30 protein-coding genes are annotated in these 25,029 nt (G+C 68.5%); 18 read left to right on the forward strand and 12 right to left on the reverse strand.

The features are described 5' to 3' along the window. Positions 1-29 precede the first annotated feature (29 nt). The 4 genes from DR_RS09520 to DR_RS09535 form a co-directional block, all read right to left on the reverse strand. Positions 30-641 carry a hypothetical protein gene (locus DR_RS09520; protein WP_010888494.1) on the reverse strand — a complete coding sequence of 204 codons (612 nt, stop codon included), beginning with the start codon at positions 639-641 and terminating at the stop codon, positions 30-32. After that, positions 616-813, reverse strand: a complete 198-nt coding sequence (locus DR_RS09525) for a DUF4388 domain-containing protein (protein ID WP_164927979.1) — start codon at positions 811-813, stop codon at positions 616-618. Before DR_RS09525 ends, DR_RS09520 begins: the two co-directional genes overlap by 26 nt. A 103-nt stretch (positions 814-916) precedes the next feature. Further along, positions 917-1,465, reverse strand: coding sequence for an SMC-Scp complex subunit ScpB (gene scpB / locus DR_RS09530; RefSeq protein WP_010888496.1), 549 nt, complete (start codon positions 1,463-1,465; stop codon positions 917-919). Further along, positions 1,462-2,154, reverse strand: coding sequence for an L-threonylcarbamoyladenylate synthase (locus DR_RS09535; protein WP_010888497.1), 693 nt, complete (start codon positions 2,152-2,154; stop codon positions 1,462-1,464). The genes scpB and DR_RS09535 overlap by 4 nt, the downstream gene beginning before the upstream one ends. Positions 2,155-2,224: 70 nt before the next feature. On the opposite strand from DR_RS09535, the gene DR_RS09540 reads away from it, so the two are divergent. After that, complete coding sequence (locus DR_RS09540; protein ID WP_010888498.1) at positions 2,225-3,445, forward strand: type II secretion system F family protein; 1,221 nt, start codon at positions 2,225-2,227, stop codon at positions 3,443-3,445. 51 nt (positions 3,446-3,496) lie between these two features. Here DR_RS09540 and DR_RS09545 read toward each other — a convergent pair whose 3' ends face one another. Next, positions 3,497-3,850: a DUF423 domain-containing protein gene (locus DR_RS09545; RefSeq protein WP_010888499.1), complete on the reverse strand. Its 354-nt coding sequence runs from the start codon at positions 3,848-3,850 to the stop codon at positions 3,497-3,499. A gap of 278 nt (positions 3,851-4,128) precedes the next feature. On the opposite strand from DR_RS09545, the gene mraZ reads away from it, so the two are divergent. The 4 genes from mraZ to DR_RS09565 are packed head-to-tail and all read left to right on the forward strand — an operon-like array spanning position 4,129 to position 7,193. Next, entirely contained in the window at positions 4,129-4,557 is a 429-nt protein-coding gene (gene mraZ / locus DR_RS09550; RefSeq protein WP_010888500.1) for a division/cell wall cluster transcriptional repressor MraZ, read from the forward strand. After that, on the forward strand, positions 4,554-5,492 hold the full coding sequence (gene rsmH / locus DR_RS09555) for a 16S rRNA (cytosine(1402)-N(4))-methyltransferase RsmH (protein ID WP_010888501.1): 939 nt from the start codon (positions 4,554-4,556) through the stop codon (positions 5,490-5,492). The genes mraZ and rsmH overlap by 4 nt, the downstream gene beginning before the upstream one ends. Further along, positions 5,493-5,855 (forward strand): hypothetical protein, encoded by a 363-nt coding sequence (locus DR_RS09560; RefSeq protein WP_010888502.1) that lies wholly within the window; start codon positions 5,493-5,495, stop codon positions 5,853-5,855. Positions 5,856-5,879: 24 nt separating this feature from the next. Beyond that, positions 5,880-7,193 carry a peptidoglycan D,D-transpeptidase FtsI family protein gene (locus DR_RS09565; protein ID WP_010888503.1) on the forward strand — a complete coding sequence of 438 codons (1,314 nt, stop codon included), beginning with the start codon at positions 5,880-5,882 and terminating at the stop codon, positions 7,191-7,193. Between the two features lie 6 nt (positions 7,194-7,199). Here the strand turns inward: DR_RS09565 and DR_RS09570 are convergent, their stop codons facing one another. Further along, the gene (locus DR_RS09570) at positions 7,200-8,204 is read right to left on the reverse strand and encodes a 4Fe-4S binding protein (RefSeq protein WP_010888504.1); all 1,005 of its coding nucleotides are present in this window, start codon (positions 8,202-8,204) and stop codon (positions 7,200-7,202) included. 146 nt (positions 8,205-8,350) lie between these two features. On the opposite strand from DR_RS09570, the gene DR_RS09575 reads away from it, so the two are divergent. Both DR_RS09575 and DR_RS09580 read left to right on the forward strand, forming a co-directional pair. After that, positions 8,351-9,133 carry an ATPase gene (locus DR_RS09575; protein WP_034350041.1) on the forward strand — a complete coding sequence of 261 codons (783 nt, stop codon included), beginning with the start codon at positions 8,351-8,353 and terminating at the stop codon, positions 9,131-9,133. 86 nt (positions 9,134-9,219) lie between these two features. After that, positions 9,220-10,305 carry an enolase C-terminal domain-like protein gene (locus tag DR_RS09580; RefSeq protein ID WP_164927980.1) on the forward strand — a complete coding sequence of 362 codons (1,086 nt, stop codon included), beginning with the start codon at positions 9,220-9,222 and terminating at the stop codon, positions 10,303-10,305. A 45-nt stretch (positions 10,306-10,350) separates the two neighbouring features. On the opposite strand, the gene DR_RS09585 is transcribed toward DR_RS09580, so the two are convergent. Continuing rightward, on the reverse strand, positions 10,351-10,572 hold the full coding sequence (locus DR_RS09585) for a hypothetical protein (protein WP_010888507.1): 222 nt from the start codon (positions 10,570-10,572) through the stop codon (positions 10,351-10,353). Positions 10,573-10,784: 212 nt separating this feature from the next. Here DR_RS09585 and DR_RS09590 point away from each other — a divergent pair, with 212 nt between their 5' ends. After that, positions 10,785-12,698 (forward strand): hypothetical protein, encoded by a 1,914-nt coding sequence (locus tag DR_RS09590; protein WP_010888508.1) that lies wholly within the window; start codon positions 10,785-10,787, stop codon positions 12,696-12,698. Positions 12,699-12,751: 53 nt separating this feature from the next. After that, complete coding sequence (gene guaA / locus DR_RS09595; protein WP_010888509.1) at positions 12,752-14,272, forward strand: glutamine-hydrolyzing GMP synthase; 1,521 nt, start codon at positions 12,752-12,754, stop codon at positions 14,270-14,272. Between the two features lie 43 nt (positions 14,273-14,315). Here the strand turns inward: guaA and DR_RS09600 are convergent, their stop codons facing one another. Next, positions 14,316-14,966 carry a YczE/YyaS/YitT family protein gene (locus DR_RS09600; RefSeq protein WP_227085939.1) on the reverse strand — a complete coding sequence of 217 codons (651 nt, stop codon included), beginning with the start codon at positions 14,964-14,966 and terminating at the stop codon, positions 14,316-14,318. Between the two features lie 65 nt (positions 14,967-15,031). Between DR_RS09600 and DR_RS09605 the strand changes: the two genes are divergently transcribed. The 3 genes from DR_RS09605 (at position 15,032) to guaB (ending at position 18,072) form a co-directional block, all read left to right on the forward strand. After that, positions 15,032-15,712, forward strand: a complete 681-nt coding sequence (locus DR_RS09605; RefSeq protein WP_227085940.1) for an MBL fold metallo-hydrolase — start codon at positions 15,032-15,034, stop codon at positions 15,710-15,712. A gap of 51 nt (positions 15,713-15,763) precedes the next feature. Beyond that, positions 15,764-16,471, forward strand: a complete 708-nt coding sequence (locus tag DR_RS09610) for a restriction endonuclease (protein WP_010888512.1) — start codon at positions 15,764-15,766, stop codon at positions 16,469-16,471. 98 nt (positions 16,472-16,569) lie between these two features. Further along, positions 16,570-18,072 carry an IMP dehydrogenase gene (gene guaB, locus DR_RS09615; RefSeq protein WP_010888513.1) on the forward strand — a complete coding sequence of 501 codons (1,503 nt, stop codon included), beginning with the start codon at positions 16,570-16,572 and terminating at the stop codon, positions 18,070-18,072. 89 nt (positions 18,073-18,161) lie between these two features. Here the strand turns inward: guaB and DR_RS09620 are convergent, their stop codons facing one another. Continuing rightward, entirely contained in the window at positions 18,162-18,842 is a 681-nt protein-coding gene (locus tag DR_RS09620; protein ID WP_010888514.1) for a YqhA family protein, read from the reverse strand. A 113-nt stretch (positions 18,843-18,955) separates the two neighbouring features. Here DR_RS09620 and trhA point away from each other — a divergent pair, with 113 nt between their 5' ends. Further along, positions 18,956-19,615 (forward strand): PAQR family membrane homeostasis protein TrhA, encoded by a 660-nt coding sequence (trhA, locus tag DR_RS09625; protein WP_010888515.1) that lies wholly within the window; start codon positions 18,956-18,958, stop codon positions 19,613-19,615. A gap of 159 nt (positions 19,616-19,774) precedes the next feature. Here the strand turns inward: trhA and DR_RS09630 are convergent, their stop codons facing one another. Continuing rightward, positions 19,775-20,131 (reverse strand): RNHCP domain-containing protein, encoded by a 357-nt coding sequence (locus DR_RS09630; RefSeq protein WP_010888516.1) that lies wholly within the window; start codon positions 20,129-20,131, stop codon positions 19,775-19,777. Continuing rightward, positions 20,128-20,556, reverse strand: a complete 429-nt coding sequence (locus DR_RS09635) for a hypothetical protein (RefSeq protein WP_010888517.1) — start codon at positions 20,554-20,556, stop codon at positions 20,128-20,130. Before DR_RS09635 ends, DR_RS09630 begins: the two co-directional genes overlap by 4 nt. A 65-nt stretch (positions 20,557-20,621) precedes the next feature. Here DR_RS09635 and DR_RS09640 point away from each other — a divergent pair, with 65 nt between their 5' ends. Next, positions 20,622-21,263, forward strand: a complete 642-nt coding sequence (locus DR_RS09640; protein WP_027479800.1) for an MOSC domain-containing protein — start codon at positions 20,622-20,624, stop codon at positions 21,261-21,263. Positions 21,264-21,589: 326 nt separating this feature from the next. On the opposite strand, the gene DR_RS09645 is transcribed toward DR_RS09640, so the two are convergent. Next, positions 21,590-22,582 (reverse strand): substrate-binding domain-containing protein, encoded by a 993-nt coding sequence (locus DR_RS09645; protein WP_027479801.1) that lies wholly within the window; start codon positions 22,580-22,582, stop codon positions 21,590-21,592. A gap of 303 nt (positions 22,583-22,885) precedes the next feature. Between DR_RS09645 and DR_RS09650 the strand changes: the two genes are divergently transcribed. From DR_RS09650 to DR_RS09660, 4 genes are read left to right on the forward strand one after another with little or no spacing between them, the layout of a single operon-like run. After that, positions 22,886-23,422: a copper chaperone PCu(A)C gene (locus DR_RS09650; RefSeq protein ID WP_010888520.1), complete on the forward strand. Its 537-nt coding sequence runs from the start codon at positions 22,886-22,888 to the stop codon at positions 23,420-23,422. 1 nt (position 23,423) lies between these two features. Beyond that, positions 23,424-23,999, forward strand: coding sequence for an SCO family protein (locus DR_RS09655; RefSeq protein ID WP_010888521.1), 576 nt, complete (start codon positions 23,424-23,426; stop codon positions 23,997-23,999). Then, on the forward strand, positions 23,972-24,106 hold the full coding sequence (locus DR_RS17150) for a hypothetical protein (protein WP_338107125.1): 135 nt from the start codon (positions 23,972-23,974) through the stop codon (positions 24,104-24,106). The genes DR_RS09655 and DR_RS17150 overlap by 28 nt, the downstream gene beginning before the upstream one ends. After that, entirely contained in the window at positions 24,103-24,969 is an 867-nt protein-coding gene (locus DR_RS09660; RefSeq protein ID WP_027479803.1) for a cytochrome c oxidase assembly protein, read from the forward strand. The genes DR_RS17150 and DR_RS09660 overlap by 4 nt, the downstream gene beginning before the upstream one ends. Positions 24,970-25,029: the final 60 nt, after the last annotated feature.

A 25,029-nucleotide genomic window follows, 5' to 3' on the forward strand; every position in this document is an offset into this window, starting at 1 on the left:
CCCGCTGAGCTGGGCGAGTAGGTCAGCACTCACAGCGGCTTGACGAGCACACTCTCCCCCACTTGTAGGCGGGTTTTGGTGAGCACATCGGGCGGAATGTAGATCAGCGCCCCCACCTCCGGGTGCCCGCGCAGGGGGAAACGGTAACTCTTGCCACCGTCGTCGCGCACGCCCACGAACTGCGGCAGGCGCTTGAGGTCCTGTTGCCAGCGGTCCACGATCATGGCGTCCACCAGGACCACGCCCGCGACCTCGTGCGTCACCTCGACGAGCAGCCGGGCGGTCCGCAGCCGCCTCTGACGCAGCAGGCCCAACCGCGCCAGCCGGGCAGCGACGGCGGCGGCCTCGGGGTCGTCGGCCAGTTCGCTCAGAGGCACCTGCGCCGCGATTCGGTCCAAGACCTGATGCTCGTGCAATGACAGCGGCAACCGCGCCAGCCGCTCTGCGTCGGTGATGCGCGCCGGGCCGGGGAAGGGCAACTCGGGCGCGGGCAACTCGCGCAGCGCGGCGTAGGCCACCACATCGAAAGGCGAATTGAGGGGCCGGTACGACCCGCGCACCCCCTCGTCGAACTGAAAGTGACCGCTCGGCTCACGCAGGAGCGCGACCAGGGCGTCACGCGCCTTCCAGGTCACGGTCACTCAGACCGCCGCGCAAATGCTGAAGTGACACCCGCCGCACCCGGCCTTCTTCGAGCCAGCAGCGGAACAGCGCATCGGGCCGCTGCACCCGCAGAACCCCGGTGCGTTTGCCCTGGGCCAGCAGCAGCAGCAGTTGCAGGGCATCGAAATCAGCGAGGTTACTCAGGGTCATCACGAACCGCCTTGCTGGCAGTCTAACCGGCGTCTCTGCCACGTTTCTTTCGCCTGTGCGGGCACACGGAGAATTAATTTCGGGTGTAACCGCGCTCTGCCGCTCAACTCCGCAGCAGATGCGAGAAATCGGCGCCTTGCAGTGGCGGGAGGTCCTGCAAGCTCCCCAGGCCGAATTCGAGCAGAAACTTCTCGGTGGTGCCGTAGAGCAGCGGCTGACCCACGGCGTCGCTGCGGCCCACCACCTTGACGAGTTCGCGCTCCTGCAAGGTGAGCACCGTGCCCGCGCTCGCCCCGCGCATCGCTTCGATTTCAGCCCGCGTGACCGGCTGGCGATAGGCGATGATCGCCAGCACTTCGAGCGCGGCGTTGCTGAGGCTCGGCAGCGGCGCCGGGGCCAGCAGCGGTGCGAGGTGCCCGGCGAGGCCCGGCGGCACGATCAAGCGGTAGCCGCCTGCTACGGCTTCCAGGGTGATGCCCAGCCCCGCAGCTTCCAGCGCCGCCGCGAACGCCTGCACCGCCCGCAGGGTGGCGTCCTCACCGAGGCCCAGCACGCCCGCGAGTTCACGCAGCCGCACGGGCCGCCCCGCCGCCAGCAACGCGGCCCCGATGAGCGCCTGAGGCCGGGCTGGTTGCTCCGTATCGACACTCAAAGGGTCACCCGCACGCCCAGTGGGGCCAGCCGCGCCGCGAGGTCGGCCTGACTCAGGCCTCCCAGCCGCAGCATCCGCGCCGTGTCTTCGCCCTCAGCGGGCAGGCGCAGCACGGTGCTCGGCGCGGCGGGGGGCCGGTCCGCCGTGCCCGCCGGTTCCGGCAGGGTCAGGTCGGCGAGCGCGTAGGCCTCGGCTTCAGCCTGGGTGGTCGCCGCCGCCTGCCCGCTGGGATTAAGGCTGGTGGTCGCCAGTGGCCCCCCGGCAGCACTCAGCAGCGCCAGCGCCACCGGATGCGCGGGCACCCGCAGGCCCAACCAGCCGTCCGGTGCCACCGCCTCGGCGCCCGCGCCCCAGTCTTCGAGCCGTTCGGGGCGGCCCGGCGTCACCACGGTCAAGGGTCCCGGCCAGCACGCGCTCAGGGCGAGCAGCGCCGGACTGGGCACGGCGAGCGCGAGCGCGGCGGCGGCGCCCGGGCAGGAAAGCTGGAGTGGCTTGTTCGCCTCGCGGCCCTTGCGACGGTAGAGCTCGGCGGCGGCGGCGGGGCGAGCGGCGAGGCCCCAGACGGTTTCGGTGGGGTAAGCGACGACCCCGCCCCGGTCCAGCACATCAGCGGCGGCGCGGAGCAGCTCGGGCGGCAGGAAACCGGACGGCAGAGACTCGGGTGACGGCAAAGCGGCAAAGTCGGTCATAGGCGCAAAAAAGGGCCCGCGCGGGGGTGTAAGGTTCGCGCAAGACGCTGCCGACTATACTCACTCCCATATGCCGGTCTACGAATATCGCGCCCGGGACCGGGGGGGTCAGACCCTCAAATCCCAGATGGAGGCCGACTCCGAAGCCCAGGTCCGCGACGCGCTGCGGGCCCGCAACCTGATGATTCTGGAAATCAAGGCCCCCAAGACGGGCCTGAACGCCGACATCAAGATTCCAGGTCTCACCGACCGCCCGCCGGGACTCAAGCAGGTGGCGGTCTTCAGCAAGCAGCTCGCTACCCTGATCAATGCCGGGGTGCCGCTGGTGCAGTCGCTCGCCATCTTGCAGCGCCAGCTCGACAACAAGACCTTCGAGGCCGTGATCAAAAAGGTGCGCGGCGAGGTCGAGTCGGGCCAGCCGCTCAGCGAGGCACTGCAACAGCACCCCAAGATCTTCGGGCGGCTGTTCATCAACCTCGTCCGCGCCGGAGAAACGAGCGGCACGCTCGACACGGTGCTCGAGCGTATCGCCGACTTTCAGGAAAAGCAGCTCGCGTTGCAGGGCAAGATCAAGAGCGCGCTGACCTACCCCACGGTGGTGCTGGTCTTCGCCCTAGGGATCACCTACTTCCTACTGACCACCGTGGTGCCGCAGTTCGCCGGCATCCTGACGCAGCTCAATGCGCCGCTCCCTTTCATCACGCGCATGCTGATGGCGGTCTCCAACTTCTTGCAGCACTCGGGCCTGCTGCTGCTCGCCATCATCGCTGTGATCGTGCTCGCTTACCGCTGGTACTACCGCACGCCCCAGGGCCGTCACGCCATTGACGACTTTAAGTTGCGCTTGCCGGTGTTCGGCAACCTGATCCAGAAAAGCGCCATCAGTTCGTTTGCCCGCACCTTTGGCCTGCTCGTCAGCAGCGGGGTCAACATTATCGAGTCGCTGGAAATCACCAAGGGCACCGCCGACAATGCGATCGTCGAAGAAACCATCGAGAACGCTAAGAACGTGGTGATCTCGGGGGACCAGATGAGTTCAAGTCTGGCGACCAGCAAAGTCTTTCCGCCGATGGTGGTCAGCATGGTCGCCATCGGCGAGGAAACCGGGTCGCTCGACAACATGCTCAACAAGGTTGCCGACTTCTATGACCGCGAGGTGGACGAGGCCGTCGAGAGTCTGACCGCCGCCATCGAACCGATGATGATCGTGTTTCTGGGCGGCATCGTCGGCCTGATCGTGGCCGGGATGTTCCTGCCGATGTTCAGCATCATCGGAACGCTCAGCCAGTAATTGGCGTTTTCCGCTCCGCTGCCCCCGTCCGCGTGGCGGGGGCCTGCTTTATCAACGGCGGGCGGCGTCGAGGGCGAGCAGCACGAAGCCCACGATCATCAGCACGCCGCCGATGGGCGTGACCGCGCCCAACCAGCGCAGGCCGGTCAGCGCCATCAGGTAGAGCGAGCCACTGAACAGCACTGCGCCGAGCAGCAGCGGCCAGCCCGCGCGGGTGGTGAAGGGCAGGGCGCCGAGCAGCAGCAGCGCCAGCGCGGCGTACATCTGATAACGGGCGCCGGTTTCTACGTTGGCGAGCATGGAAGGGTCGAGCCGGGACTTGAGGGCGTGCGCGGCGAAGGCGCCGAGCGCCACACTCAGGGCGGCGAGCAGGGCTCCGGCTTGCAGGGCGAGGCGGGCAGTCATGAGGCCCAGGGTAGTGGGAGAAGTGTGGGGAGAGTGTCCCCCGAAGCCTTCAAGAAGCTGGGAGAGTGTGGGAGCCCCGGCCCGAGACAGGAAAAAAAGCGGCGGCGTGGTGGGAATCGGTGGTAAAGCGTGGTGAACGCTGTTACACTTTTAACGTCAGTTCAGAAACGTGCCCCACGGCGCGGGGCTGGGCTGCCTTTCCTGTATCGACTTTCTTCCGGTGCGTCCTGGGCGACTTTTTCGCCCCCGTGCCGGAACCGCTGAGGAGAAGACCCCCGTTGCCTTTTGGTGAATACCCCTACACGATTGACGACAAGGGCCGCGTGGTGATGCCACCGGCCTTCCGTGAATTCGTGGAGGACGGCCTGATTCTGACGCGCGGAATGGAAGGGTGCCTGTACGCCTTTCCCCTGCCGGGCTGGAAACGGGTCGAGGAGCAGCTCGAGGGCCTTCCCCTCACGGACGCCGGGTCGCGGGCGTTCGTGCGGTTTTTCTATTCCGGGGCCAGCAAAGCGCGGCTCGACAACCAGAGCCGGGTCAGTATTCCCCAGACCCTGCGCGCTTTTGCCGGACTCGACAGCGACGTGATCGTGGCCGGCGCTCCCGGCAGGCTGGAATTCTGGAACCCCCAGCGCTGGGAAGCGGCCATCGCGGCGGTGCAAGCCGAACCTCCTCAACCCGACCTGCTCGCCAACTTCGTGGCGTGAACATCATGACTGCAAATCAGGGGGCCGTGTCCCCTTCCCAAACTGAATCTGAAGCCTCCCCCCCCACCTTCTCGCACGTTCCGGTTCTGGCGACCGAAATCGTGGAGGCCCTCGCCCCTGCCCCCGGCAAAGTGTTTGTCGACGGGACGCTGGGCGGGGCCGGACACACCCGGCTGCTGTTGGGGCGCGGCGCGACCGTGTACGGCATCGACCAGGACCCCTACGCTCTGGACCGCGCCCGGCAAGCGGCGTTGCCCGGCCTGCACGTCTTGCAGGGCAACTACCGTGACATGGCCGAATTGCTGCCCGCCGCGGGCGTCACGCAGGTGGACGGCATTTTGCTCGATATCGGCGTGAGCAGCTTTCAGCTCGACGACGCCGGGCGCGGCTTTTCGTACCACACCGAGGCCCCGCTCGACATGCGCATGAGCCAGAGCGGCGAGTCCGCCGCCGACGTGGTCAACGACCTCGACGAGACCGAACTCGCCGCCCTGATTTATGAATACGGCGAGGAGCGGCACTCACGCCGCATCGCCCGTTTTATCGTGCAGGCGCGGGAGAAAGCGCCCATCGAAACCACGGTGCAGCTCGCGGAGATCATCAAGCGGGCGTATCCGGGGTTTTCCAAGGGCATTCACCCGGCCCGGCGCACTTTTCAGGCGCTGCGGATTTACGTCAACGACGAACTCGGGGCGCTGCGTGACGGCCTGAGCGCCGCCGAAGGCCTTCTCGCTCCGGGCGGGCGGCTGGCGGTCATCAGCTTTCACTCGCTCGAAGACCGCATCGTCAAGCGCTTTTTGCTCGGCAGTGACGTGCTTACCCCGCTCACCAAGCGGCCCATCGTGGCCGCCGAGAGCGAGCAGGTCGACAACCCCCGCGCCCGCAGCGCCAAGTTGCGAGTGGGCGAACGGGCCGCCGCGCCGGAGGGCTCCTGAATGCCGCGCCGCCGCTTAAGCGCTGACCCGGCCCGCTGGCGCCGCCGGGCGGTCAAGCTGCTGCTGACCTACCTGCTGCTGGCGCTGACGCTCCTGAGCACCCGCTCGCTGACCCGCGACGTGCGCCCGGCACTGCTGGCCGCCCGCACCCAGGAAAAGCAGCTCACCCAGGAGCGCGACCAGCGTGAACTGCGGGTGCAGACGCTGCTCGCCGACACCCGCGTGCGCCAGTGGGCCCTGCAAAACGGCATGGTGCTCACCGCCGAGGCCCCCAAGACCTCGCGCGACCTGGGCACGCAGGCCGTGCCGCCACTTCCTCAGGCTCCCAGCGAGCCGCTGAAGGTGAAGATCCAATGGAACTGAAGATTCGGAACCCGCTCGCGCTGGATGCAGGTCATCGCCCTGGTGATGTTCGCCACGCTGGTGTGGGCCTACGCGCAGATTGAGTGGGGACCGCCCAACTCGATTACCACCAAGCACGAAACCGTGCGCGGCAGCATCCTCGCCGGCGACGGCAGCGTGCTCGCCCGCACCCTCGGCGAGCAGCGCGTCTACCCGCAGGGCGCCCTGGCGGGGCAGGTGCTGGGGATGCTGGGCGACTCGGGCGGCCTTGAAGGCGTCGAGCGCACGGCCAACGACACCTTGCAGACCGGGCAAAGCGTGCAACTCACCCTCGACCCCTCGGCGCAGGCGATTGCCGAGGCCGCCCTCGCGCGCGGCGTGCAGGCCCATCAGGGCCAGTACGGCGCGGTCATCATGCTCGAAACCCGCACCGGGCGCATTCTCGCCGCCGCCACCTATCCGCCCTTCGACCCCGGCAACTGGCGCGGCAAGCCCGACACCCAGGAGCGGGTCAAGAACCGCGCTTTTCTCGACGCCTACGAGCCCGGCTCGACCATGAAGGCGCTCACCATCGCCGCCGCGCTCAACGACGGCATCACCACCCCCGACACGGTGTACGAAACTCCCATGAGCCGGCACGTCGGCGGGCGCTGGGGCCACACCATCGGGGACGCGGTGGACCATCCCAGCAGCCTGACCACCCAGCAGGTGCTGCGCTACTCGTCGAACGTGGGCATGAGCCACATCGTCGAGGGCTTCACCTACCAGAAGCTGCGCGATTACCTCGCCGCCTACGGCTTCGGGCAGCCGGTGAACCTGACCGGCGCCGTGACCGCGCAGGGCATCCTCAAGCCCATCGACAAGTGGAACGACCTCGAGAGGGCCACCAACTCGTTCGGCCAGGGCGTGAGCGGCACCACCCTACAAGTGGCGGCGGCCTACAACGCGGTCGCCAACGACGGGCTGTATGTCACGCCGCGCCTGATCGAAGGTGCCCCGGCGGGCGAACGGCACGAGGTGGTCCGCGCGGCCTCGGCCCGCACCGTGCGCGAAATGCTCAAGGCCATCGTGGTCGAGGGCAAGTTCGCCAGCCTCGAAGGCTACGACCTGAGCGGTAAGACCGGCACGGCGCAGGTGGCGACCGAAAACGGCTACTCCAACAGCGTGTACAAGAGCACCTACGCCGGATTTTTCCCCAGCGACACCCCGCGCGTCACGGTAGCGGTCATGGTGCACGGCGCGCAAGGCGAGCACCACGGCTCGCAGGTCGCCGCGCCCATCTTCCGCGAAATCGCCTCGGGAATGCTCTCGGAATGGGGCACCGCGCCCGAAGTGACGGTCAGCGAACCGGCGAAGTAAACCGGTCTACATCACCGAGTCGCTCTCGCGCAGCAAAATCGGCAGCTCGAAGGCGGGCGAGAGCCACTGCCGCTGCTCGTGAATGGCCTGGGGCGGGCACGAGCGCAGGCAGGCCATGCAGCCGGTGCAGGCCGAGAGGTCGAGCAGCAGCCGCACGCCGCCTTCCGGTTGCAGGTTGCGGGTAATGGCCTGGGTCGGGCAGACGTTGGCACACACCGGGCAGTCGATGCAGCTGTCGTCCACCACCGGGGCGGGCCAGTCGATGCCCACGTCCTGCGGCAGCGGCGTGCCGAGTGCCTTCTTGCGCCACTGCCACTCGGCGGGGGTGCGCTGCTCGGGTTCGGACCAGTCTACGAAGGGCAGCGGTCGCTCGGGCAGGCGCTGGGCGAGTTGCTGCGACCCGGCCCGAAACAGGGCGCTGAAGGCCCCGCGCCGGGTGAGTTTTTGCGCCCGTTCGCCGTCTTCGGGCACCGCCGGGCGCAGGGTCACCTCGGCGGGGCGGCCCGTGGCGCGGCGCAGGGTCTGGGTCTCGTTCATCACCCCGAGCAGCCGCTGCGGCACATCGGGGCGGCCCACCGGGCAGCTTTCGCACTCGCCGTGAATCAGGGTGAGCGGAATGCCCCACCCGCCCGCCGCCGTCAGGAGCGCAGGTGTCACCCGGCCCAGGCAGGGCAGTTGCGGGCCACCCGCGCCGCTTTGCGAACAGGTCAGGGTGGCCTCGCCCGCCGCAGTGGCGCGCTGCTGCTGCACGCTTTCGAGCGGGGCGAGCAGGTCGTATTCCAGCGCCCCGGACGGGCAGCTCTGCACGCACAGGCCACAGCCGGTGCAGCGCTCGGGGTCGATTTCGACGGCGTAGCCCCCGGCGTTGACCGTCACCGCCTCGTGCGGGCAGGCGTCCACGCACACGGCGCAGCCCCCCACCGCGTGCCGGTCGAGCAGGCACCTGGGCTGGGTGTAGCGGGGAACGAGATTGCCCATCTCGCCGAGTTGGTCCAGAACGCCGCGCAGCATGAGGGCGAGTATGCGGCCCAGCACCGGGCGGCACAAGGAACAGGATTACGAGGCGACAGGGTTACGAGGCTTGAGTGTTCACCTCTCGCCACCTCTCACAGACAACGGCCCGGCCCCCGCCCTGCACAGACGCTAGCCTCGCCCCGATGTCCGCTTCTCCCCTGCCCGGCCTGCGGGCCGCCGACTCGCCGCCCAAATCTGCCGAGCGCCCGCTGGGCGAGTTGCCGCTGACCGTGCTCGTCGGCGTGACCGGCGTGGGCAAAAGCACCGCGCTCGCTGCCCTGCAAGCCACCGACGCCGCGCTGAAGGTGCTGCCCGACCGCCGTGAAGTGACCGACGCGGTGATGATCTGGCCGCAGGCGGGCGGCCCGGTCCGGGACCGCGAGGAACGCTTTCGCCTGACCGCGCTTTACCGTCAGGCTCACCCCGGCGGCATGGCGCAGGCGCTTGGGTCGCTGCTCGCTGACACCGGGCAGTGGGGAGAAGCTCCGGTTTTCGACGGGCTGCGCGGTGAGGACGAGGTGCGCTACGCCGCCGAGCACTTTCCGCGCTGGCGTTTCGTGGCGCTGGGGGCCCCTGACCCGGTGCGGGTGCGCCGCCTGCTGGGGCGCGGGGACCGCTTCGACCAGATTCAGGCGGATGGGGCCGAAGACCTCCGCGCCGCGCTGGGCGGGCTCACAGGCAGTGCCGAAGTCTTTACTGCCGCCGACCTCGACGCCCTCGCCGGGCTGGTGAGCGAAGGCCACCGCGCCGAAGACATCCTCGCCAAGACCAAAATCGTGGTGAGCGAGCGGCGCAACTACGACCCCGGCGCCGCTGAAGCCGTGCTGCGAACCCTACCCTCTGAGCGGGCGCTGATTCTCGACACCGTGCAGTTTTCGCCGGAGCAGGTGGGCGCGGCGGTGCGGGCGTGGGCTACTCAGCCGTAAGTCAGCCTTCACCTGCCTCTTTCCTGCTCGGCCCGACCCTGCCGCCTGCTCCTTCCATCGCATTCCGTCTCTGGAGGCCCTATTCCATGACTGCGCGCATCACCTCCGTCGAAGCCCTGCCCTACCGCCTGCCGCTCACGTCCAAACTCGCCTGGGGCGCGCACTCCGCGCTGAGCGCCGCCGAGCACGTGCTGGTGCGCGTCACCCTCAGCGACGGCAGCGTGGGCGTGGCCGAAGCGACCCCGCGCCCGACCATCTACGGCGAGACGCCGGGCAGCGTGACGGCCATCTTGCAGCACCTCGAACCCGCGCTGCTGGGGCTCGACATCGCGGACGAGGCGGCATTGAACCGGGTGCGCGGCAGTGTCGCGGGCAACCACACGGCGCGGGGCGCGCTCGACATGGCGCTGTGGGAAGCGCGGGCGGCGTCACGCGGGCAAAGCCTCTTCGACACGCTGCTCGGGCCTCACGAGCGGGTGCGGGTCAGCTTCATTCTGGGCATCGCCCCCCCTGCCGAGATGCTGGCCGAGGCCGAACGGGTGGTGGCGGCGGGCGTGCGCTGCCTGAAGGTGAAGGTGGGACGCCACGCCGCACAGGACCTGCAAGTGATTGCCGAGCTGCGCCGCCGCTACGGAGACGACGTGCAGCTCTATGCCGACAGCAACGACGCNGTGACGCTCGAACAGGCCCCCGACGTGCTCGCGGCGATGCGGGAGGCCGGGCTGATGTATGTCGAGGAGCCGCTCCCCGCCCGCGACCTGCGCGCCCGCGCTGCGCTGCACGCCGCCGGGGTGCTGCCCATCGTGGCCGACGACTCGTGCTTTACGCCCGCCGACTTAGAGCGCGAACTCGACTTCGACACCTTCGACGTGCTCAACGTCAAAACCGCCCGCAACGGCTTTACCGACGGGCTCCAGATGCTGCGCCGCGCCGCCGAGCACGGCAAACGTGGCATGGTGGGCTCACAGGCGAGCACCGGCCTCGGCACCCTGCACGCCGCGCTGCTCTCCACCCAGGCCGAAGTGACCGAGCCGTGCGAACTGAGTTTCGTGCTCAAGCTCGGCGACGACCTGCTCAACCGGCCCATCGAGTTTCAGGACGGCTGGCTGAACGTGCCGGAGTTGCGCGAGCACCGACTGGACGAGGACAAGCTGGCGCGTTACCGCATCTAAGCAAGCGAGAGGAGCATTGAGGGGCCTTCCCTCAGCCCTCCTCTATCACTCGTCGCTGATGTCCTCGGATTCCAGAATCGCCCGGTAGTCTTCCAGGCTTTCGCCTTCGCCGAGGTCCTTGGCGATTTTTTCGATGGCGAGGCGCACGACCTCGCTTTTGCTGATCAGGCGTTCGGGACTTGACAGTTCGTAGGCGGTGCGGGTGAGCAGGGCGTCCTGCTCCTCACTGATCACCACCTGCAAGCGTTTGCGTTCCTTTTTGGGCATCGCACTCCTGTTCCGCGGGCCGGCGCGGCATCAGCGGGCAGAGTAACACGGGCTCTACTCAGCGGCAACACAGCCTCATGGTCCACATCAGGGGGATGATGTGTAGGGCTGCCCAGTAGAAATCGGCATCTCGCAAACAATGTGTAAGTTACACACGCAACGCCCCGGAAGCGCCGCCCGCGCCGGGAAGCGACTTCGTATACTGGGCCGCAATGAAGTCCATCGGCCCCTATGTGGTGTTGCGCGAAGTCGTGGTCGGCGAGGGGCGCGGCGCGGCGCCGGCAGCGGGTGAAAGTGCGCCGCGCCGCAGCACTGCACGTACCCTGTGGGCCGCCGACCGCCTGACCGGGCTGCCGGTGCTGCTCCACCCCCTGAGCGCCATCGCGCCCGCACCGCGCCTGCCCGCGCACCCGCGCCTGCTGCCTTTCACCGACATGGTGGTGGAAATGGCCGGGGCGTACCTGGCGACCGAGCTGCCCCCGCAGACCCGCCCGGCCCGCGATCCCACCCAGGCGGCGCGGGGGGCACTGGAGGCTCTGACCTTCCTGCACAGTCAGGGCCTCGCGCACGGCTCGCTCGACGCGGCGCAACTGTGGGAGGTGGACGGCGAGGTGCGCGTGACCGGCGCCGGGCTGCCGCGCCCCGGCCTGCGCCCACAGCCGCTCGACGATCTGCGCGACCTGATCGCGGCGCTCGAAACGATAGACGCCCCGCCCGGCCTCCTAGCGGCCCTGCGCGGCGCGCCCGACCTTGCCAGCGCCCAGGAATTTCTCGACCTGCTCGACATGGGCCTCTCCGAGCAGCAACTCGCGGGCGCCCTGGCCCACGTGCCGGCCCTCAAAGCCGCGCAGGAACCGCCCCCCGCCATCTTCGACAGTCCCGACGACATCGTGCTGGGGGGCGCCCTCGCCGACGATGTGATGGGGGCGCCGCCCACTGTGGAAGCGGTGGAGCAGGAAATCACGTCGGTGCAAACGTTGCCGGAGAGTGAGGTGCCTGTCACCCCGGCCCCCCTGTCGCCGCAGGAAGTGGCTCTTGCCGCCGAGGAATCGGCCACTCAGGAAGCTGCCTCCGAAGTCGTGGTCATTGCGGCCCAGCCCAGCACTCTTGAAGTGAGCGAGATGCAGCGACGCCCGGCAAGTGAGAGTGCGATGGAAACGCCGCCTGAGCCGGCCCTGCCCACTGCGCTCTTTGGCGGGCTGAGTGAGCCCTCACCGGCGGAAGCCGCGCCCGCAGTGGAGACTGAATCTCTTGTATCCGAATCTGCGGCTCCGGCCCGGCCCCGTGCGGTGCGCCGGGCGGCGGGGCGACAGGCGCGGGACCGGCTCAAGGCCGACCACCGCCGCCGACTGGACCTCAGCGAGTTGCGGCTGCGGCGGACAGCGGCGGAGGTGGAGCAGTTGCAGACGCCCGCCGGGGCGCAGAGCACTGTCTCGGTTGCGGTGCCACCCGCTTCAGCAGAGGAGCACGGGGGCGCCTCGCCCCAGGAACGTCGGCGGCTGGAGCAGCAGGCGTGGGAAGAACAGGTGGCGCTCGACGCCCGGCTCGCGGCGGCCCGGCGTGCCCAGGCCCCGCGTGAGCGTCCGGCGAGCGTGCTGGTGCCTGGCGCGGCGCTGGGGGGCGAACTCGCCGAGATTGCCGAGGTGCAGCGCCGCCCCCGCCAGCGGCCCGCTGCCCGCGCGCAGGGCATGGTCCGCGCCGCGCGGCAGCTCGCGCCTATTCGCATGGGCTGGGGCCGCGACGGAGAACGGCAAGTGCTGCGGCAGCGCGGCCCGCGTGAGGAACTGCTGCGCTGGCTGCTGCCCACGCTGGGCGTGTTGCTGCTCGCCTTTGCCGTGAGCGCCGTGCCGCGTGCCCTGCGGAGCGCTGCGCCCGCGCCGTGCTGCGACGTGGCCTTTCAGCTTCTCGGCGCTGGAACGGGGCAGCGGGCTGACCTGACCCTGCTCAGTGCCCCACCCGCCGCCGGCTGGCAACGCGGCGCCCGGCTGGGGCAGGCCCCCGGCACCCTGCACCTGCCCGCACCCGGCACCTACCGCATCAAGGTGAGCGCCGCTGGATATGCCCCTGCGCGGGTGGACGTGACTGCGCCGCGCCATGAGCCGGTCACGGTGCAACTGGGCCGCTGAAGCGAGAGCACGCCCGGCCCCTTCCCGCCCAGCGCCGTGCCACAATCGGTTCCGTGAGCATCGTCATTCTGGATTTCGGCAGCCAGTTCACTCGCCTGATTACCCGGCGCTTCCGCGAACTCGGCGCATACTCGGTGATTTTGCCCGGCACCGCGAGCCTGGAGCGCATCCAGCAGGAAAACCCCCAGGGCATCGTGCTTTCGGGCGGGCCGAGCAGCGTGTACGACGAAGGCGCCCCGCGCCCGGCCCCCGGCGTGCTCGACCTGAACGTGCCAATTCTGGGCGTGTGCTACGGCATGCAGTACCTCGCGCACGAGGCGGGCGGCGACGTGAAGCGCGCGGGCAAGCGCGAGTACGGCAAGGCCGACCTGACCGAGTACGGCGGGCGGCTGTTCGAGGGGATTCAGGGCGAGTTCGTGGCCTGGATGAGCCACTCCGACTCGGTGACGCAGCTTCCGCAGGGCTACCAGGTGGTGGCCCGCACCGAGCACACCCCCGTCACCGCCATCGAGAACAACGACACACGGCGCTACGGCGTGCAGTTTCACCCCGAAGTCGTCCACACCCCCAAAGGTGGGCAGATGCTCGCCAACTTCCTCGACATCTGCGGCGTGACCCGCGACTGGAACGCCGAGCACATCGTGGACGAACTCATCGAGGGCGTGCGGGCACAGGTGGGCGACACGGGCCGGGTGCTGCTCGGCATCTCGGGCGGGGTGGACTCCTCCACGCTGGCGCTGCTGCTGGCGAAGGCGGTGGGCGAGCGGCTGACCGCCGTGTTTATCGACCACGGCCTGCTGCGCCTCGGCGAGCGCGAACAGGTGGAAGCGGCCCTGACCCCTCTCGGCGTCAATCTGGTCACGGTGGACGCCAAAGACGAATTCCTCGGCCAGCTTGCGGGCGTGAGCGACCCCGAGCAGAAGCGCAAAATCATCGGGCGCGAGTTCATCCGGGCCTTCGAGCGCGAAACGGCCAAGCTCGGCGACTTCGAGTTTCTGGCGCAGGGCACGCTGTACCCCGACGTGATCGAGTCGGCGGGCGGTGAGGGCGCAGCCAACATCAAGAGCCACCACAACGTAGGCGGCCTCCCCGATGACGTGCAGTTCAAACTCGTCGAGCCCTTCCGCACCCTGTTCAAGGACGAGGTGCGCGAGATTGCCCGCCTGCTGGGGCTGCCCGACCACATCCGCATGCGTCACCCCTTCCCCGGCCCCGGCCTGGCGATTCGCTGCCTCGGCGAAGTCACCGCGGAGAAGGTGGACATCCTCCAGCGGGTAGACGACATCTTCATTTCCGGCCTGCGCGAGTTCGGCCTCTACGACGGCTGCTCGCAGGCGCTGGCGGTGCTGACCCCCATTCAGTCGGTCGGCGTGATGGGCGACGAGCGCACCTACTCGTACACGGCGGCGCTGCGGGCCGTGACCACCGACGACTTCATGACTGCCGAATGGGCGCGCCTGCCCTACGATTTCCTGGCGACCATGAGCAACCGCATCGTCAATCAGGTCCACGAAATTAACCGGGTGGTCTACGACATCACCGGCAAGCCGCCGGCCACGATTGAGTGGGAATAAAGCTACGCCTTGCGTTCACGCCCCGCCCGACCAAGGGGGGGTTTTACTTGCTCTCCTTCGCCCCTTTCTCCACCCCGAACAGCCTGAGCCCCCACGCCATGCTCGGCCCGGCGAGCAGCGCGAAGACCAGGGTGCCCCACCCGAGCGGCCCACCGAGCGCCGTGCCCAGCGCGAGAACCATCAACTCGACCACCGTGCGAATGCGGGAGACCGGCCAGCCGTACACGCGGTTCAGCCCCAGCATCAGCCCGTCGCGCGGTCCGGCGCCCAGGCCCGCACCCACGTAGGCGCCGGTGGCGAGGCCGAGCAGCGTCAGCCCCAGCAGAAACTGCGCCCAGCGCCCGGCCAGCGCGGCGGGGGTGTGAATCAGCGGCGCGAAAGCGTCGAGAAAAACGCCGATGAGCAGCACGTTGAGCAGCGTGCCCACGCCCAACCGCTCGCCCAGTTTCAGGCGGGTGTAGGCGAGCAGCACCAGCCCCACCAGAATGCTGACCTCGCCCACCCTCAGGCCGCTGCGTCCGCTCAGACCGAGGTGCAGAACCTCCCAGGGCGCCACGCCGACCTGCGCCGCGATCATCAGCCGCAGGCTCAGGCCGTAGCCGAGCAGTCCGGCAAGGAGGAGCAGTAGGCGGCCTGACCCACTCAAACGGGTGAGAGCAGCCAGCGGGGCCGGGCGTGACAACAATGGGGACACAGGCGCCGAGGCTAGCACCCGCAGGTCTACACTCGGGCGCGTGACTCAGAAGGCAGGCCCCCGCAGTGAAGCTTGAGCGCCCCTCCCCCGGCATCGGCATGACGACGCTGTACGCCAACGTCTACCTGCTGAGCACCCCGCAAGGCCGGCTGCTGCTCGACACCGGCACCGTGAACCACGCCCCCGCCTTTGCCCGCCTGCTGCGTTCGTTCGACCCGGATGCGGTGGTCGTCACGCACAGCCACATCGACCACGCGGGGAATGCTTTTCTGGCGGCGCGGCTTGGCTACCCGGTGCTGGCGCATCCGCTGGAACATGACCGGTTGCTGGGGCATGACCTGTCGATGCCTTACCCGGCGGGACAACCGGGCGTGGGGCGGCTGGTGTCGCGCCTGCATCCCCGACCCGGCGCGGAGCGGCTCGGCGCCCTGTACCCTGGCGACACGGTGCGCGGCTGGGAAGTCGTTCACCTGCCGGGCCACACCGACGGGCAAATCGGGCTGCAACGGGATGGCGTGCTGCTCGCCGCCGACGCGGTGCTGAGCCATCCCCGAACCGGGGCGCACCTGCCACGCGAGGGCTACAACTGGGACCACGCGGTGGCCTTGCAGACGCTGAAAAAGGTGGCCGACCTCGACCTGCACACCGTGCTGCCGGGACACGGGCGGGCGCTGGACATGGCGCAGGTGCGGGCGCGGGCGGTGCGCGACGACGAGCCGGGAGACAGGGCGGAAGACGCAGCGTAGGAACTCTTTCACGTCCACTGCGCCATTTTCCGCGCTACTCTGCGCCCGTTCATGTCACCGCCTCCCCCACCCCCCGCCTCGTCCGGCGCCGCCGTACTGCTGATGCTGACGCTGGGAGGACTCGTCGTGGTGGCCGCCGAACCGGAGTGGCGGGGCCTGACCGCGCCGCTGCTGGGGCTGCTGCTGGTCACGGTGCTGGTGCTGGCGAGTGGGGCCCGGCGGAGAGAGACGCCGCCCGTGCCCCCGGCCAGGGCAGTGGCTCCCAGAGCGGTTATGCCCCCCAGCCCACCAGTCCACCCCGCGAAAACCACAGCGCCCAGGCCAGCCGCGCCCGCGTCCAGAACGGCGCCCCAGAGTGCGGCCTTTGCCGACCTCAGCCCCCGCGAGTTCGAGTTAAAGGTGGCGGCGCTGCTCAGCGCGCTGCCCGGTTGGTACGCACAGGCCACACGGGGCAGCGCCGACCAGGGGGCCGACGTGCTCGCCAGCGGCCCCGGCGGGGTGCGGGTGGCGGTGCAGGTCAAGCGCTACCGCGCGGCGGTGGGCAACGGCGCCGTGCAGGAAATCGTGGCGAGCAAGGCGCTCTACGGCTGCGCGCACGCGGTGGTCGTGACCAGCGGGCCGGGCTATACCCGCGCGGCGCGGCAACTCGCCCAGGCGAACGGCGTGCGGCTGTGGCAGGCCCGCGAACTGAGCGAACTGCAACGCTGCGCCGAGCGCGGACTGCCGCCACCGCCGGGGCTGCTGCCCGGCCCGTCCTGACCCGGCTGGCATGACCCTCTCCGCCTGAGCCGCACCTCCCCCGCGCGGCGTGACAGGGTCGGGAATGCCGGGGCGGGCCAGGGGGTACACTCGCCTCCATGAGTGTGCCCGCTGCTCCCCAGACCCCCAGCCAGAGCCAGGAAGACCGTTACCGCTACAAATTTGCCCAGGAAGGCATCACCTTCGACGACGTGCTGCTGCAGCCCCGGCACTCGCAGGTGCTGCCGCACGAGGTGGACGTATCCGCGCAGCTGACCCGGCGCGTGCGGCTCAACATCCCCTTCGTGTCGGCGGCGATGGACACCGTGACCGAAACGAATATGGCAATCGCCATGGCCCGCGAGGGCGGCATTGGCGTGGTCCACAAGAACATGTCCATCGATGCGCAGGCCGAGATGATTCGCAAGGTCAAGCGCAGCGAGAGCGGCATGATCGTGGACCCCATCACCCTGCCGCCCTCGGCCACCGTGCGTGACGCTGACCGCCTGATGGGCGAGTACCGCATCAGCGGCGTGCCGGTCACCGCGCCCGACGGCAAGCTGCTGGGCATCATCACCAACCGCGACATGCGCTTTATCGACGACCTCGACGTGCCGCTCGGCGACGTGATGACCCGCGAACACCTCGTCACCGTGCCGGTCGGCACCGACCTCGAGCAGGCGCGCGAGCTGTTCAAGCTCAACCGCATCGAAAAGCTGCTGGTCACTGAGGGCGAGTACCTGCGCGGCCTGATCACCATCAAAGACATCGAAAAGTCGGTCAAATACCCCAACGCCGCCAAAGACGACCTCGGCCGGCTGCGGGTCGCCGCCGCCATCGGTGTGTCGGCCGACCTGATGGACCGCGCCGGGGCCCTGGTGCAGGCGGGGGCCGACGTGCTGGTGCTCGACTCGGCGCACGGCCACAGCCAGGGCATCCTCAACGCGCTGAGCCGGGTCAAAGAGCAGTTCGACGTGGACGTGATCGCCGGCAACGTTGCCACCCGCAGCGGCGCCCGCGACCTGATTCTGGCGGGGGCGGACGCGGTGAAGGTCGGCATCGGCCCCGGCTCCATCTGCACCACCCGCGTCGTCACCGGCGTCGGCGTGCCCCAGGTCACCGCCATCTTCGAGGCGAGCGCCGCCGCGATGGAAGCGGGCATTCCGGTTATCGCCGACGGCGGTATCAAGCAGACTGGCGACGTACCCAAGGCGATTGCGGCGGGCGCGAGCGTCGTCATGATGGGCTCTATGCTGGCCGGCACCGACGAGGCGCCTGGCGAAACCATCCTGCGCGACGGACGCCGCTACAAGTCCTACCGGGGCATGGGCAGCTTGGGCGCCATGGACCAGGGCAGCGCCGACCGCTACTTCCAGGGCGGCAGCCGCAAGTTCGTGCCCGAAGGCATCGAGGGCATCATCGCCTACCGGGGCACGGCGGGCGAGGTCATCTACCAGTTCGTCGGCGGTCTGAAATCGAGCATGGGCTACTGCGGCGCCCCCGACCTGACCACCCTGCGCGACACGGCGCAGTTCGTGCGGATTACTGGCGCCAGCCTCGTCGAGAGCCACCCGCACGGCGTGACGATTACCAAGGAAGCGCCGAACTACGGGGGCCGCTGAGCCACGACGAGCCTCCAGAACTCAACAACAGCAACAAGGAACGCCTCCCCACGTGGGAAAGCGTTCTCTTTTTTGTGCGCTGCCCGGCGTTACTCGGAGCCGCTTTCCGGCGAGACTTTGCCCTGCGACTTGGCATCGGTGGACTGCTCGGCGCGTTCTACGTCGCGTTCCTGAATCTCGCGGCCCTCGGTGTCGTGCTCGAACAGTTCACGCCGCGCCCGCAGTTTGGCCTCGGGCTGTTGCAAGTCGCTGCCCGAGCCCTTGTGGACGTTCTGAAACAGCACCAGCGAGCCGCCTGCCAGTGCCAGCGCGCCCGCGAAATACAGCGTCTCCAGCGGCTTTTCCCAGCGGATGAAGTGTTCCAGAAAGGTCACGCCCAGAATCACGATGATGACCGACACGACCTTCTGTTCGAGGTCCGAGAGGCTTTCGACCCCGAGCGCCGAGGTCAGGTTGAGCGGCCTGATGAACAGCGAATACAGTCCAACCCCTATCAGGTAAAACACCACCGCCTTGAGCATGGTGCCGACCACCTGCGAGAACTCGACGGTGAGGGTGTTCGCCTCGCTCTGAATGCCGTGGGCGAACATGTCGCGCCAGGTTTCGTAGACGGTGCTCAGGGCAATCAGGGTGCCCTGCAAAAAGAGGCTGAAGGCGACAAGTAACACGGCGATGACGGCAATAATCACGATGAAGCGGGTGCGTCCGATGAGTTCGCTGAACCACTCGCGTTTGGACGGCTCGCTGCCGGGAGACGGGGAAGCAGACATGCCTGTGAGCGTAAGCGCCCGCGCCCACCGGGGCGCACGCCGCGCTTTACCTGTTCTGCACGTTCGGGGAGGCGGACACGAAGCGCCGCGCCCGGCACGCCTATGCTGCCGGGGTGAAGTCGCTTCTCCGTGCGCCCCGCGAACCTGTCAACGCCTGGACCCACTGGGCGGGGGCGGTGGCCGGAGCGCTGCTGCTGTGGCCGCTGCTCGCGTGGGCGGGGACGCACGGCGTGGCCCGCTGGCCCTTCGTCGTCTTCGACCTGAGTTTGGTGGCCCTTTACGCCGCGAGCGCTAGTTACCACTCCTTTTCACCGGGCGGCAATGGGGCGCTGTGGCTGCGGAAACTCGACCACGCCGCCATTTTTCTGCTGATTGCGGGAACGTACACGCCGGTCGCGTTTCTGGGGCTGGCTGAGCCGCAGCGCAGCCGGGTGCTGGCGCTCATCTGGGGCATTGCGCTGCTGGGCATCGGTCTGAAACTGTTCACCCTCAAAGTGCCGCGCTGGCTGAGCACCGCGCTGTACGTGGGCATGGGGTGGCTGGCGGTGGGCTTTTTGCCGCAGCTTTCGCGCCAGCTGCCGCACGCGGCCATCGTCTGGCTGGCCCTCGGCGGCGTGCTCTACACCCTGGGCGCCTTCGGCTACGCCACCAAGCGGCCCCGCACCCCGCGCCGGCTGGGGGGGCTGGGCACCTGGGGCTTTCACGAACTGTGGCACCTCTTCGTGCTCGGCGGCAGCGCGGCGCACGTGGTGATGATGTTCAATCTGCGCTGAGGGTTATACGGCTTCCGCTCCATTCCAGCACAGTCGGAAAAGCGCCGCCTGCGCTTCCATACCGCAAAATCCGTATTTTTTTCTGCTCGCATCCGCTCTGCTGCGCAGCTTTGCAAGTCGGATTGAATCCAAAACTACTATATTCAATCGAAACCCGTCTTACTCGCGCCGCCGCGTCGTCACCGCAATCAGGGCGTCCCAGTCGTCGGGCTGCTGCGGGTCGTCGAGCGCGGCCTTGTTGCGGCCCGTAAAGCCGCATTTCTGGCAGCGGTGAACGAGAATCCAGCCCTTTTTGCCGCTCTGCTCGGCGCCCACCGGCTCCATCAGGCCGTGGCAATCGCAGGCGCGGTCGCCGGGCAGCACGTCCACGTGTTTGGAGTGCAGGCACACCGGGCAGTGGTTGCGCACCGACCCGTTTTGCAGCGGCAGCACCTCGGCGCCGCAGTGGCCGCAGGTAAACGAGTTGTTGGTGCCCTGCACGGTAAAGCGCCGCCCGGTGGCAGGCAGGCCGCTCATGCCCGTCCCCTCGCCGCCCAGCGGCTGTCCAGAAATGCCCGAATGGCCGGGTGCCCCACCAGCAGCAGCCCGCAGCCGATAAAGGCCAGCCCCGCCGCGCTGACCACCCAACCCTGCCAGCTCACCTGCCCGGCGAACATGCCCGCCATGAAGACGAACAGCCCCGCGACGATGCTCAGGGCCACCGTCACCCGCCACGACCACACGCCGCCCTGCCAGACGCTCCGCAGCAGCACGCCGGTCCCGAGGGCGTAGATCAGTTGCCGGGGCACCATGCTCGCCTGTCCCTGCACCAGCGCGGCGATGCCCGGCATCACGGTCAGGGTCAGCAGGCCGAGCAAAGTGGCGAAGGTGTACAGGCGACCGACCTCGGCCAGCTCGGGGTCGAAAGCGGGGTTGGAAGGCGGCGCACTCACGCCGGTCATTTGAGCACGGCGCAGGGAAAAGAAGTGTGCTGCGCGGCGGGGCGCCAGCGGTCAGAATGAATGCCATGAAAATCATCAGCGTGAACGTGGGCCAGCCCACCGCCCTGCAAGTGGGCCAGCGCACCGCCGTGAGCGGGATTCGCAAACACCCGGTGCCGGGCCGCGTGCAGGTGGGCGAAAAGGGTCTGGAAGGCGACCACGTGCTCAACCGGCGCTATCACGGCGGCCCCGACCAGGCGGTATACGTCTACACCCGCGAGGACTACGACCACTGGACCGAACTGCTCGGGCGCGCGCTGGAGCCGGGCGCTTTCGGCGAAAACGTGCTTATCAGCGGCGCCGAATCCGCCGAGGTCCGCGTGGGCGAACGCTTCCTGCTCGGCGCGGTGGAAATCGAGGTCACCGCCCCCCGCCTTCCTTGCAGCACCCTCGGCGCCCGGATGGAAGACGCCGGCTTCGTCAAGCGCTTCAAGGCCGCCCGTCGCCCCGGTTTCTACGCCCGCGTCCTCCAAAGCGGCGACATCGGACGCGGCGACCCGGTGACCCGCACTCCCGCCCCGGACGGCGCCCCCACCATCGGCGAGCTGTTCGACGCCGACTTCGCCAAGTCCCACGACCCCGCCGAACTGCGCGCTTGGCTGACTTTTCCCCTTGGCAAACGCCAGCGGAAAGAAGTGGAGAAGTGGCTGGCGAAGGCGGAAGGATAGGGCGGCGTTTGGGCTGGTCTGGGAGCCCCCTCACCCCTTTGCTCCGCAAAGGCCCTCTCCCGCAAGGGGAGAGGGTCAAAAAGATGCTTCACACAAAAAATCGTGAAACGCAGAACGCCAGGGCCGTCGGGCGCGTCAGCGCACGGGCCTCGCGTCCGCAGAAATCACGCGCGTCCAGGCTACCCGTGCAATCGAGAAACGCCGCCCAGTAAGCGCCATCACCGCCATTTGCCCAGTGCCAACGTCAACTCCCCTTGCCCCTTTGGGGTAAGGGGCTGGGGGATGGGGCCAAACGCTAAAGCCGAAGCCTCAACCTTCAAGCTCCATCAAGCCGTCTCCCGCACCACCAACCGGGGCATAAACTTCCGCGCCCGCGCCGGCCCCTTATACCCCCCCAACCGCGAGAGCAGCAGCGTCGCCGCCTCATGCCCCATGCTCTCCACCGGCTGGTGCAGCGTGGTCAGCCCCCGCGCCGCCGCCCACGGCTGGTCGTCGAACCCGATGACCCGCACGTCCTCGCCAACCTTCAGGCCCCGCGCGGCAGCCTCGTCGAGCAGGGCGGCAGCGAGCAGGTCCGCCGACGCGAAGACGGTGCAAGGCAACTCGGCTTCGTCCAGCAGTTGGCTCGCCGCGTGCCGGGCGGAGAGCGGGTCGAAGCCTGCCGTGACCTCGCCGGCCAGCGGGCGCCCGGCGGCGTTTAAGGCGGTCAGGAACCCGTTGCGGCGCTCCTCGAAGACGCGGGTGACGAAAAGCTGGTCGAGCTCGGTTTCCACCCACATCGCGTACACGGTGCCCGGCAGCGTCGCGGCGTACTCGCCCGCCACCTGTCCGCCGGCCACGTTGTCCATGTAGGCGCAGTCCACGCCCTCGCTGTAGGCGTCCACCAGCACGGTGGGCTGCTGCGACTTGACCCGGCGCTCGCTGAGCAGCGTGGTCAGGTTGTAGGTTGCCATCACCAGCCCGTCGGCCTGATACGCCAGGGTGTGCGAGCCGAGGTAGCGTTCCAGCCGTGAGCGGTCAAGCAGCGGAAAAATCGCCACGTCGTAGCGCGCCTCCTGAAAGGCGGTTTCCAGACCGTCGAGCAGCCGCACATAAAACTCGGTGGTCACGACCGGCAGCAGCACGCTGATGGTGTAGCTCCTGCCCCCGGCGATGCGGCGGGCGTGCGGGTTGGGCGTGTAGTCGAGCTCGGCGATGGAGCGCAGCACGGCCTCGCGGGTGGACGGCTTGACCGAAGGGTGGTTGTTCAGCACCCGCGACACGGTGCCGACCCCGACCCCGGCGGCGCGGGCCACATCCTGAATGGTGGGAGGACGCATCTGCCCGGCAGCATAGCGCGGAAGTTGGAACCCGCTTCCATGACAGGCTGTTGACAGCGGAGAAAGCCCCCTTACACCACTCTGAAAAATAGTTTGCCCTTGCAGGCTCTTTTTCCGAACGAAGTGAGCAAGAGAAAATACGGGTCTGAACGGTGCGAAGCGCATTCAGGTGGTTTTCCAGGATGCGCGGAGGAGAGTTCAGACCCGTATTAAAAGGCAGGGTGGGGACAATCCGGCCCGGCGGCGCGGCCTAGACTGCCCCCAGTTGGGCCGAGTGTTCCCCGGCCCGAAGGGAAGCCGACCGTGACCATCTCCAACAAGACGCTGACAGCCGCCGCTGCCGGACTCGCCGCCGTGCTGGCCGTTCTGCTGGTGCCTGCGCTGGCCGGCCAGAGCGCTCACACCGGCCACACCATGCCTGCTCACACCCCGCCCGCCCAGACTGCCCCCGCTGCTCAGAAGGCCGGGGCACAGGCCCTCCCCGTGACCGTGCAGGGCGCGACGGTGGCCGCCGTGCCGCCGAGCATCCGGGACACCGCCGCCTACATGACGCTGACGAACAAGAGCGACCAGCCCATCAAGCTCGTCGGCGCCGCGACCCCGCTCGCCACGTCGCCCATGCTGATGACCACCACCCACAGCGGCGGCATGGCCGGCATGAAGATGGTCCCCTGGTTGACCATTCCCGCGCGGGGCACCCTCACCTTGCAGCGCGACGGCGACCACGTGATGCTGATGGGCCTCAAGCGTCCGCTCAAGGTGGGCGAAACCGTGAACATCACCCTCAAGGCGACGGACGGACGCACACTGAACGTCGCCGCCACCGTCAAGAAGAACTGAGATGAACACCGACGCGAACGTGCCCGACACCCGGCCCCCAGCAGCGCCTACAGTGGCCCCGGCAGGGCGGCCCTGGTATGTTTCGGCGCTGCTCGCGCTGGTGGCCGTCACGCTGCTGCTCGGCGGCGTGTGGCTGTTCGCCCGGACCCGTTCGCCCTTTCCGTTCTACGGCACCGCCTACCCACAAACGCCCGCCGCCGCGACCTTCAGCGGCACCGGGGCGGACGGTCAGCCCTACACCTTCACGCCGCAGGGCAAGACGAGCGCCCTCTTTTTCGGCTTCACCCATTGCCCCAACATCTGCCCGGTCACGCTCGGTTTTCTCAATCAGGTGCGCGACAAGCTGACGCCGGAGGAACGCGCCAACTTCCGCATCGTGCTCGTCAGCGTGGACCCGCAACGCGACACGCCCAAGTTGCTGAAGGAATATCTGGACTACTTCGGCGGCGGCGACGCGGTGAACGTCCCCGAGCCGAAGCTGAGTGAGGTCGCCAAGGCCTACGGCGTGGGCTACCGCCGCTCCGAGATTCGCTCGCCGCAGAGTATCAGGTGGACCACACCACCGCCACTTACCTGATCGACTCGGCGGGCAAGCTGCGCGTGCTGTGGGACTACACCCAGCTCGGTCAGGTGGACCGCGTACTGGCCGACGTTCGCTACGTGATGAGGAACCCCGCGCAATGACCACTCCCCTGCCCACACCGCCCGCTGCCGCGCCTGCGCTTTCCGGCGGCACCAATCTGGACCCCACGACCGCGCAACTGCTCGCCTTTACCCCCGACTGGCCGATGCTGGCACTGTTGGTGCTGAGCGCCGGGGCGTACTTCTGGTCTCTGGCCCGCGCCCGGCGCAGCGCGGAGGGCCAGGCGCGCTGGCCGCTGTGGAAAGTCGCGCTGTTCACGCTGGGGCTGGTGCTGTGGTACGGCGCGACCCAGACCGGTGCCCGTGCCTACACCGGCCAGAGCATGGCGCTCTACATGGCCCGCCTGATGGTGCTGGCCGAGGTGGTGCCGCCGCTGCTGGTGCTGGGGCTGCCACGCAACACCTCGCTCACGCGCGAGTCGCCGCTGGGCCGTTTTCTGGGGCTGCTGCTCGACCCCTGGGTCGCGCTCGCGGTGTGGGCGGCGGTCATCATCTTCTGGAACATTCCGGCGGGCTTCAACGCCAGCGTGGTCAGCAACACGGCGGCCCCGCTGCTGCCGCTGCTTTACCTCATCAGCTCGCTGATGGTCTGGAGCGTGGTGCTGCGCCCGCTGCCGGGCGTGCAGCCCGCCACCATCGGCAACCGGGGGTGGTTCGGCCTGCTCGCCGCCCTGCCGATGATGGCGGTGGCCGCCGTGTGGGTCTACTCGCCGAAGGTGCTCTACACGCCCTACGTGAGCGCCCTGTGCCTGTGGAACCTGACCCCGCTGCAAAACCAGCAGATTTCCGGCTGGATCATGATGATCGCGGGCCTCCCGGCGATGGCGCTCGCCTTCGTGCAGTTGATGATGTGGCTGATTGCGCTGGCCGATGGGGAGGGGAACAACACCAGCAGACCGAGTTAAGACGGAGAAGGGGAAGGTGGGGAGGCAGCGAAGGAAATAGCCTCCTTCTCTTTTCTTAGC

Origin of the sequence: Deinococcus radiodurans R1 = ATCC 13939 = DSM 20539, assembly GCF_000008565.1 — a bacterium.
Classification (GTDB): Bacteria; Deinococcota; Deinococci; order Deinococcales; family Deinococcaceae; genus Deinococcus; species Deinococcus radiodurans.

Excerpts from the sequence above, each read along its gene's own strand:
- DR_RS09655 (WP_010888521.1), top strand. The coding sequence starts at position 23,424 with ATGAACACCGACGCGAACGTGCCCGACACCCGGCCCCCAGCAGCGCCT.
- DR_RS09565 (WP_010888503.1), top strand. The coding sequence starts at position 5,880 with ATGCAGGTCATCGCCCTGGTGATGTTCGCCACGCTGGTGTGGGCCTAC.
- DR_RS09660 (WP_027479803.1), top strand. The coding sequence starts at position 24,103 with ATGACCACTCCCCTGCCCACACCGCCCGCTGCCGCGCCTGCGCTTTCC.
- DR_RS09645 (WP_027479801.1), bottom strand. The coding sequence starts at position 22,582 with ATGCGTCCTCCCACCATTCAGGATGTGGCCCGCGCCGCCGGGGTCGGG.
- DR_RS09620 (WP_010888514.1), bottom strand. The coding sequence starts at position 18,842 with ATGTCTGCTTCCCCGTCTCCCGGCAGCGAGCCGTCCAAACGCGAGTGG.
- DR_RS09570 (WP_010888504.1), bottom strand. The coding sequence starts at position 8,204 with ATGCTGCGCGGCGTTCTGGACCAACTCGGCGAGATGGGCAATCTCGTT.
- DR_RS09560 (WP_010888502.1), top strand. The coding sequence starts at position 5,493 with ATGCCGCGCCGCCGCTTAAGCGCTGACCCGGCCCGCTGGCGCCGCCGG.
- DR_RS09640 (WP_027479800.1), top strand. The coding sequence starts at position 20,622 with ATGAAAATCATCAGCGTGAACGTGGGCCAGCCCACCGCCCTGCAAGTG.
- DR_RS09535 (WP_010888497.1), bottom strand. The coding sequence starts at position 2,154 with ATGACCGACTTTGCCGCTTTGCCGTCACCCGAGTCTCTGCCGTCCGGT.
- DR_RS09610 (WP_010888512.1), top strand. The coding sequence starts at position 15,764 with ATGTCACCGCCTCCCCCACCCCCCGCCTCGTCCGGCGCCGCCGTACTG.
- DR_RS09575 (WP_034350041.1), top strand. The coding sequence starts at position 8,351 with ATGTCCGCTTCTCCCCTGCCCGGCCTGCGGGCCGCCGACTCGCCGCCC.
- DR_RS09630 (WP_010888516.1), bottom strand. The coding sequence starts at position 20,131 with ATGAGCGGCCTGCCTGCCACCGGGCGGCGCTTTACCGTGCAGGGCACC.
- DR_RS09585 (WP_010888507.1), bottom strand. The coding sequence starts at position 10,572 with ATGCCCAAAAAGGAACGCAAACGCTTGCAGGTGGTGATCAGTGAGGAG.
- DR_RS09635 (WP_010888517.1), bottom strand. The coding sequence starts at position 20,556 with ATGACCGGCGTGAGTGCGCCGCCTTCCAACCCCGCTTTCGACCCCGAG.
- DR_RS09590 (WP_010888508.1), top strand. The coding sequence starts at position 10,785 with ATGAAGTCCATCGGCCCCTATGTGGTGTTGCGCGAAGTCGTGGTCGGC.
- guaB (WP_010888513.1), top strand. The coding sequence starts at position 16,570 with ATGAGTGTGCCCGCTGCTCCCCAGACCCCCAGCCAGAGCCAGGAAGAC.
- DR_RS09525 (WP_164927979.1), bottom strand. The coding sequence starts at position 813 with ATGACCCTGAGTAACCTCGCTGATTTCGATGCCCTGCAACTGCTGCTG.
- DR_RS09545 (WP_010888499.1), bottom strand. The coding sequence starts at position 3,850 with ATGACTGCCCGCCTCGCCCTGCAAGCCGGAGCCCTGCTCGCCGCCCTG.
- DR_RS09540 (WP_010888498.1), top strand. The coding sequence starts at position 2,225 with ATGCCGGTCTACGAATATCGCGCCCGGGACCGGGGGGGTCAGACCCTC.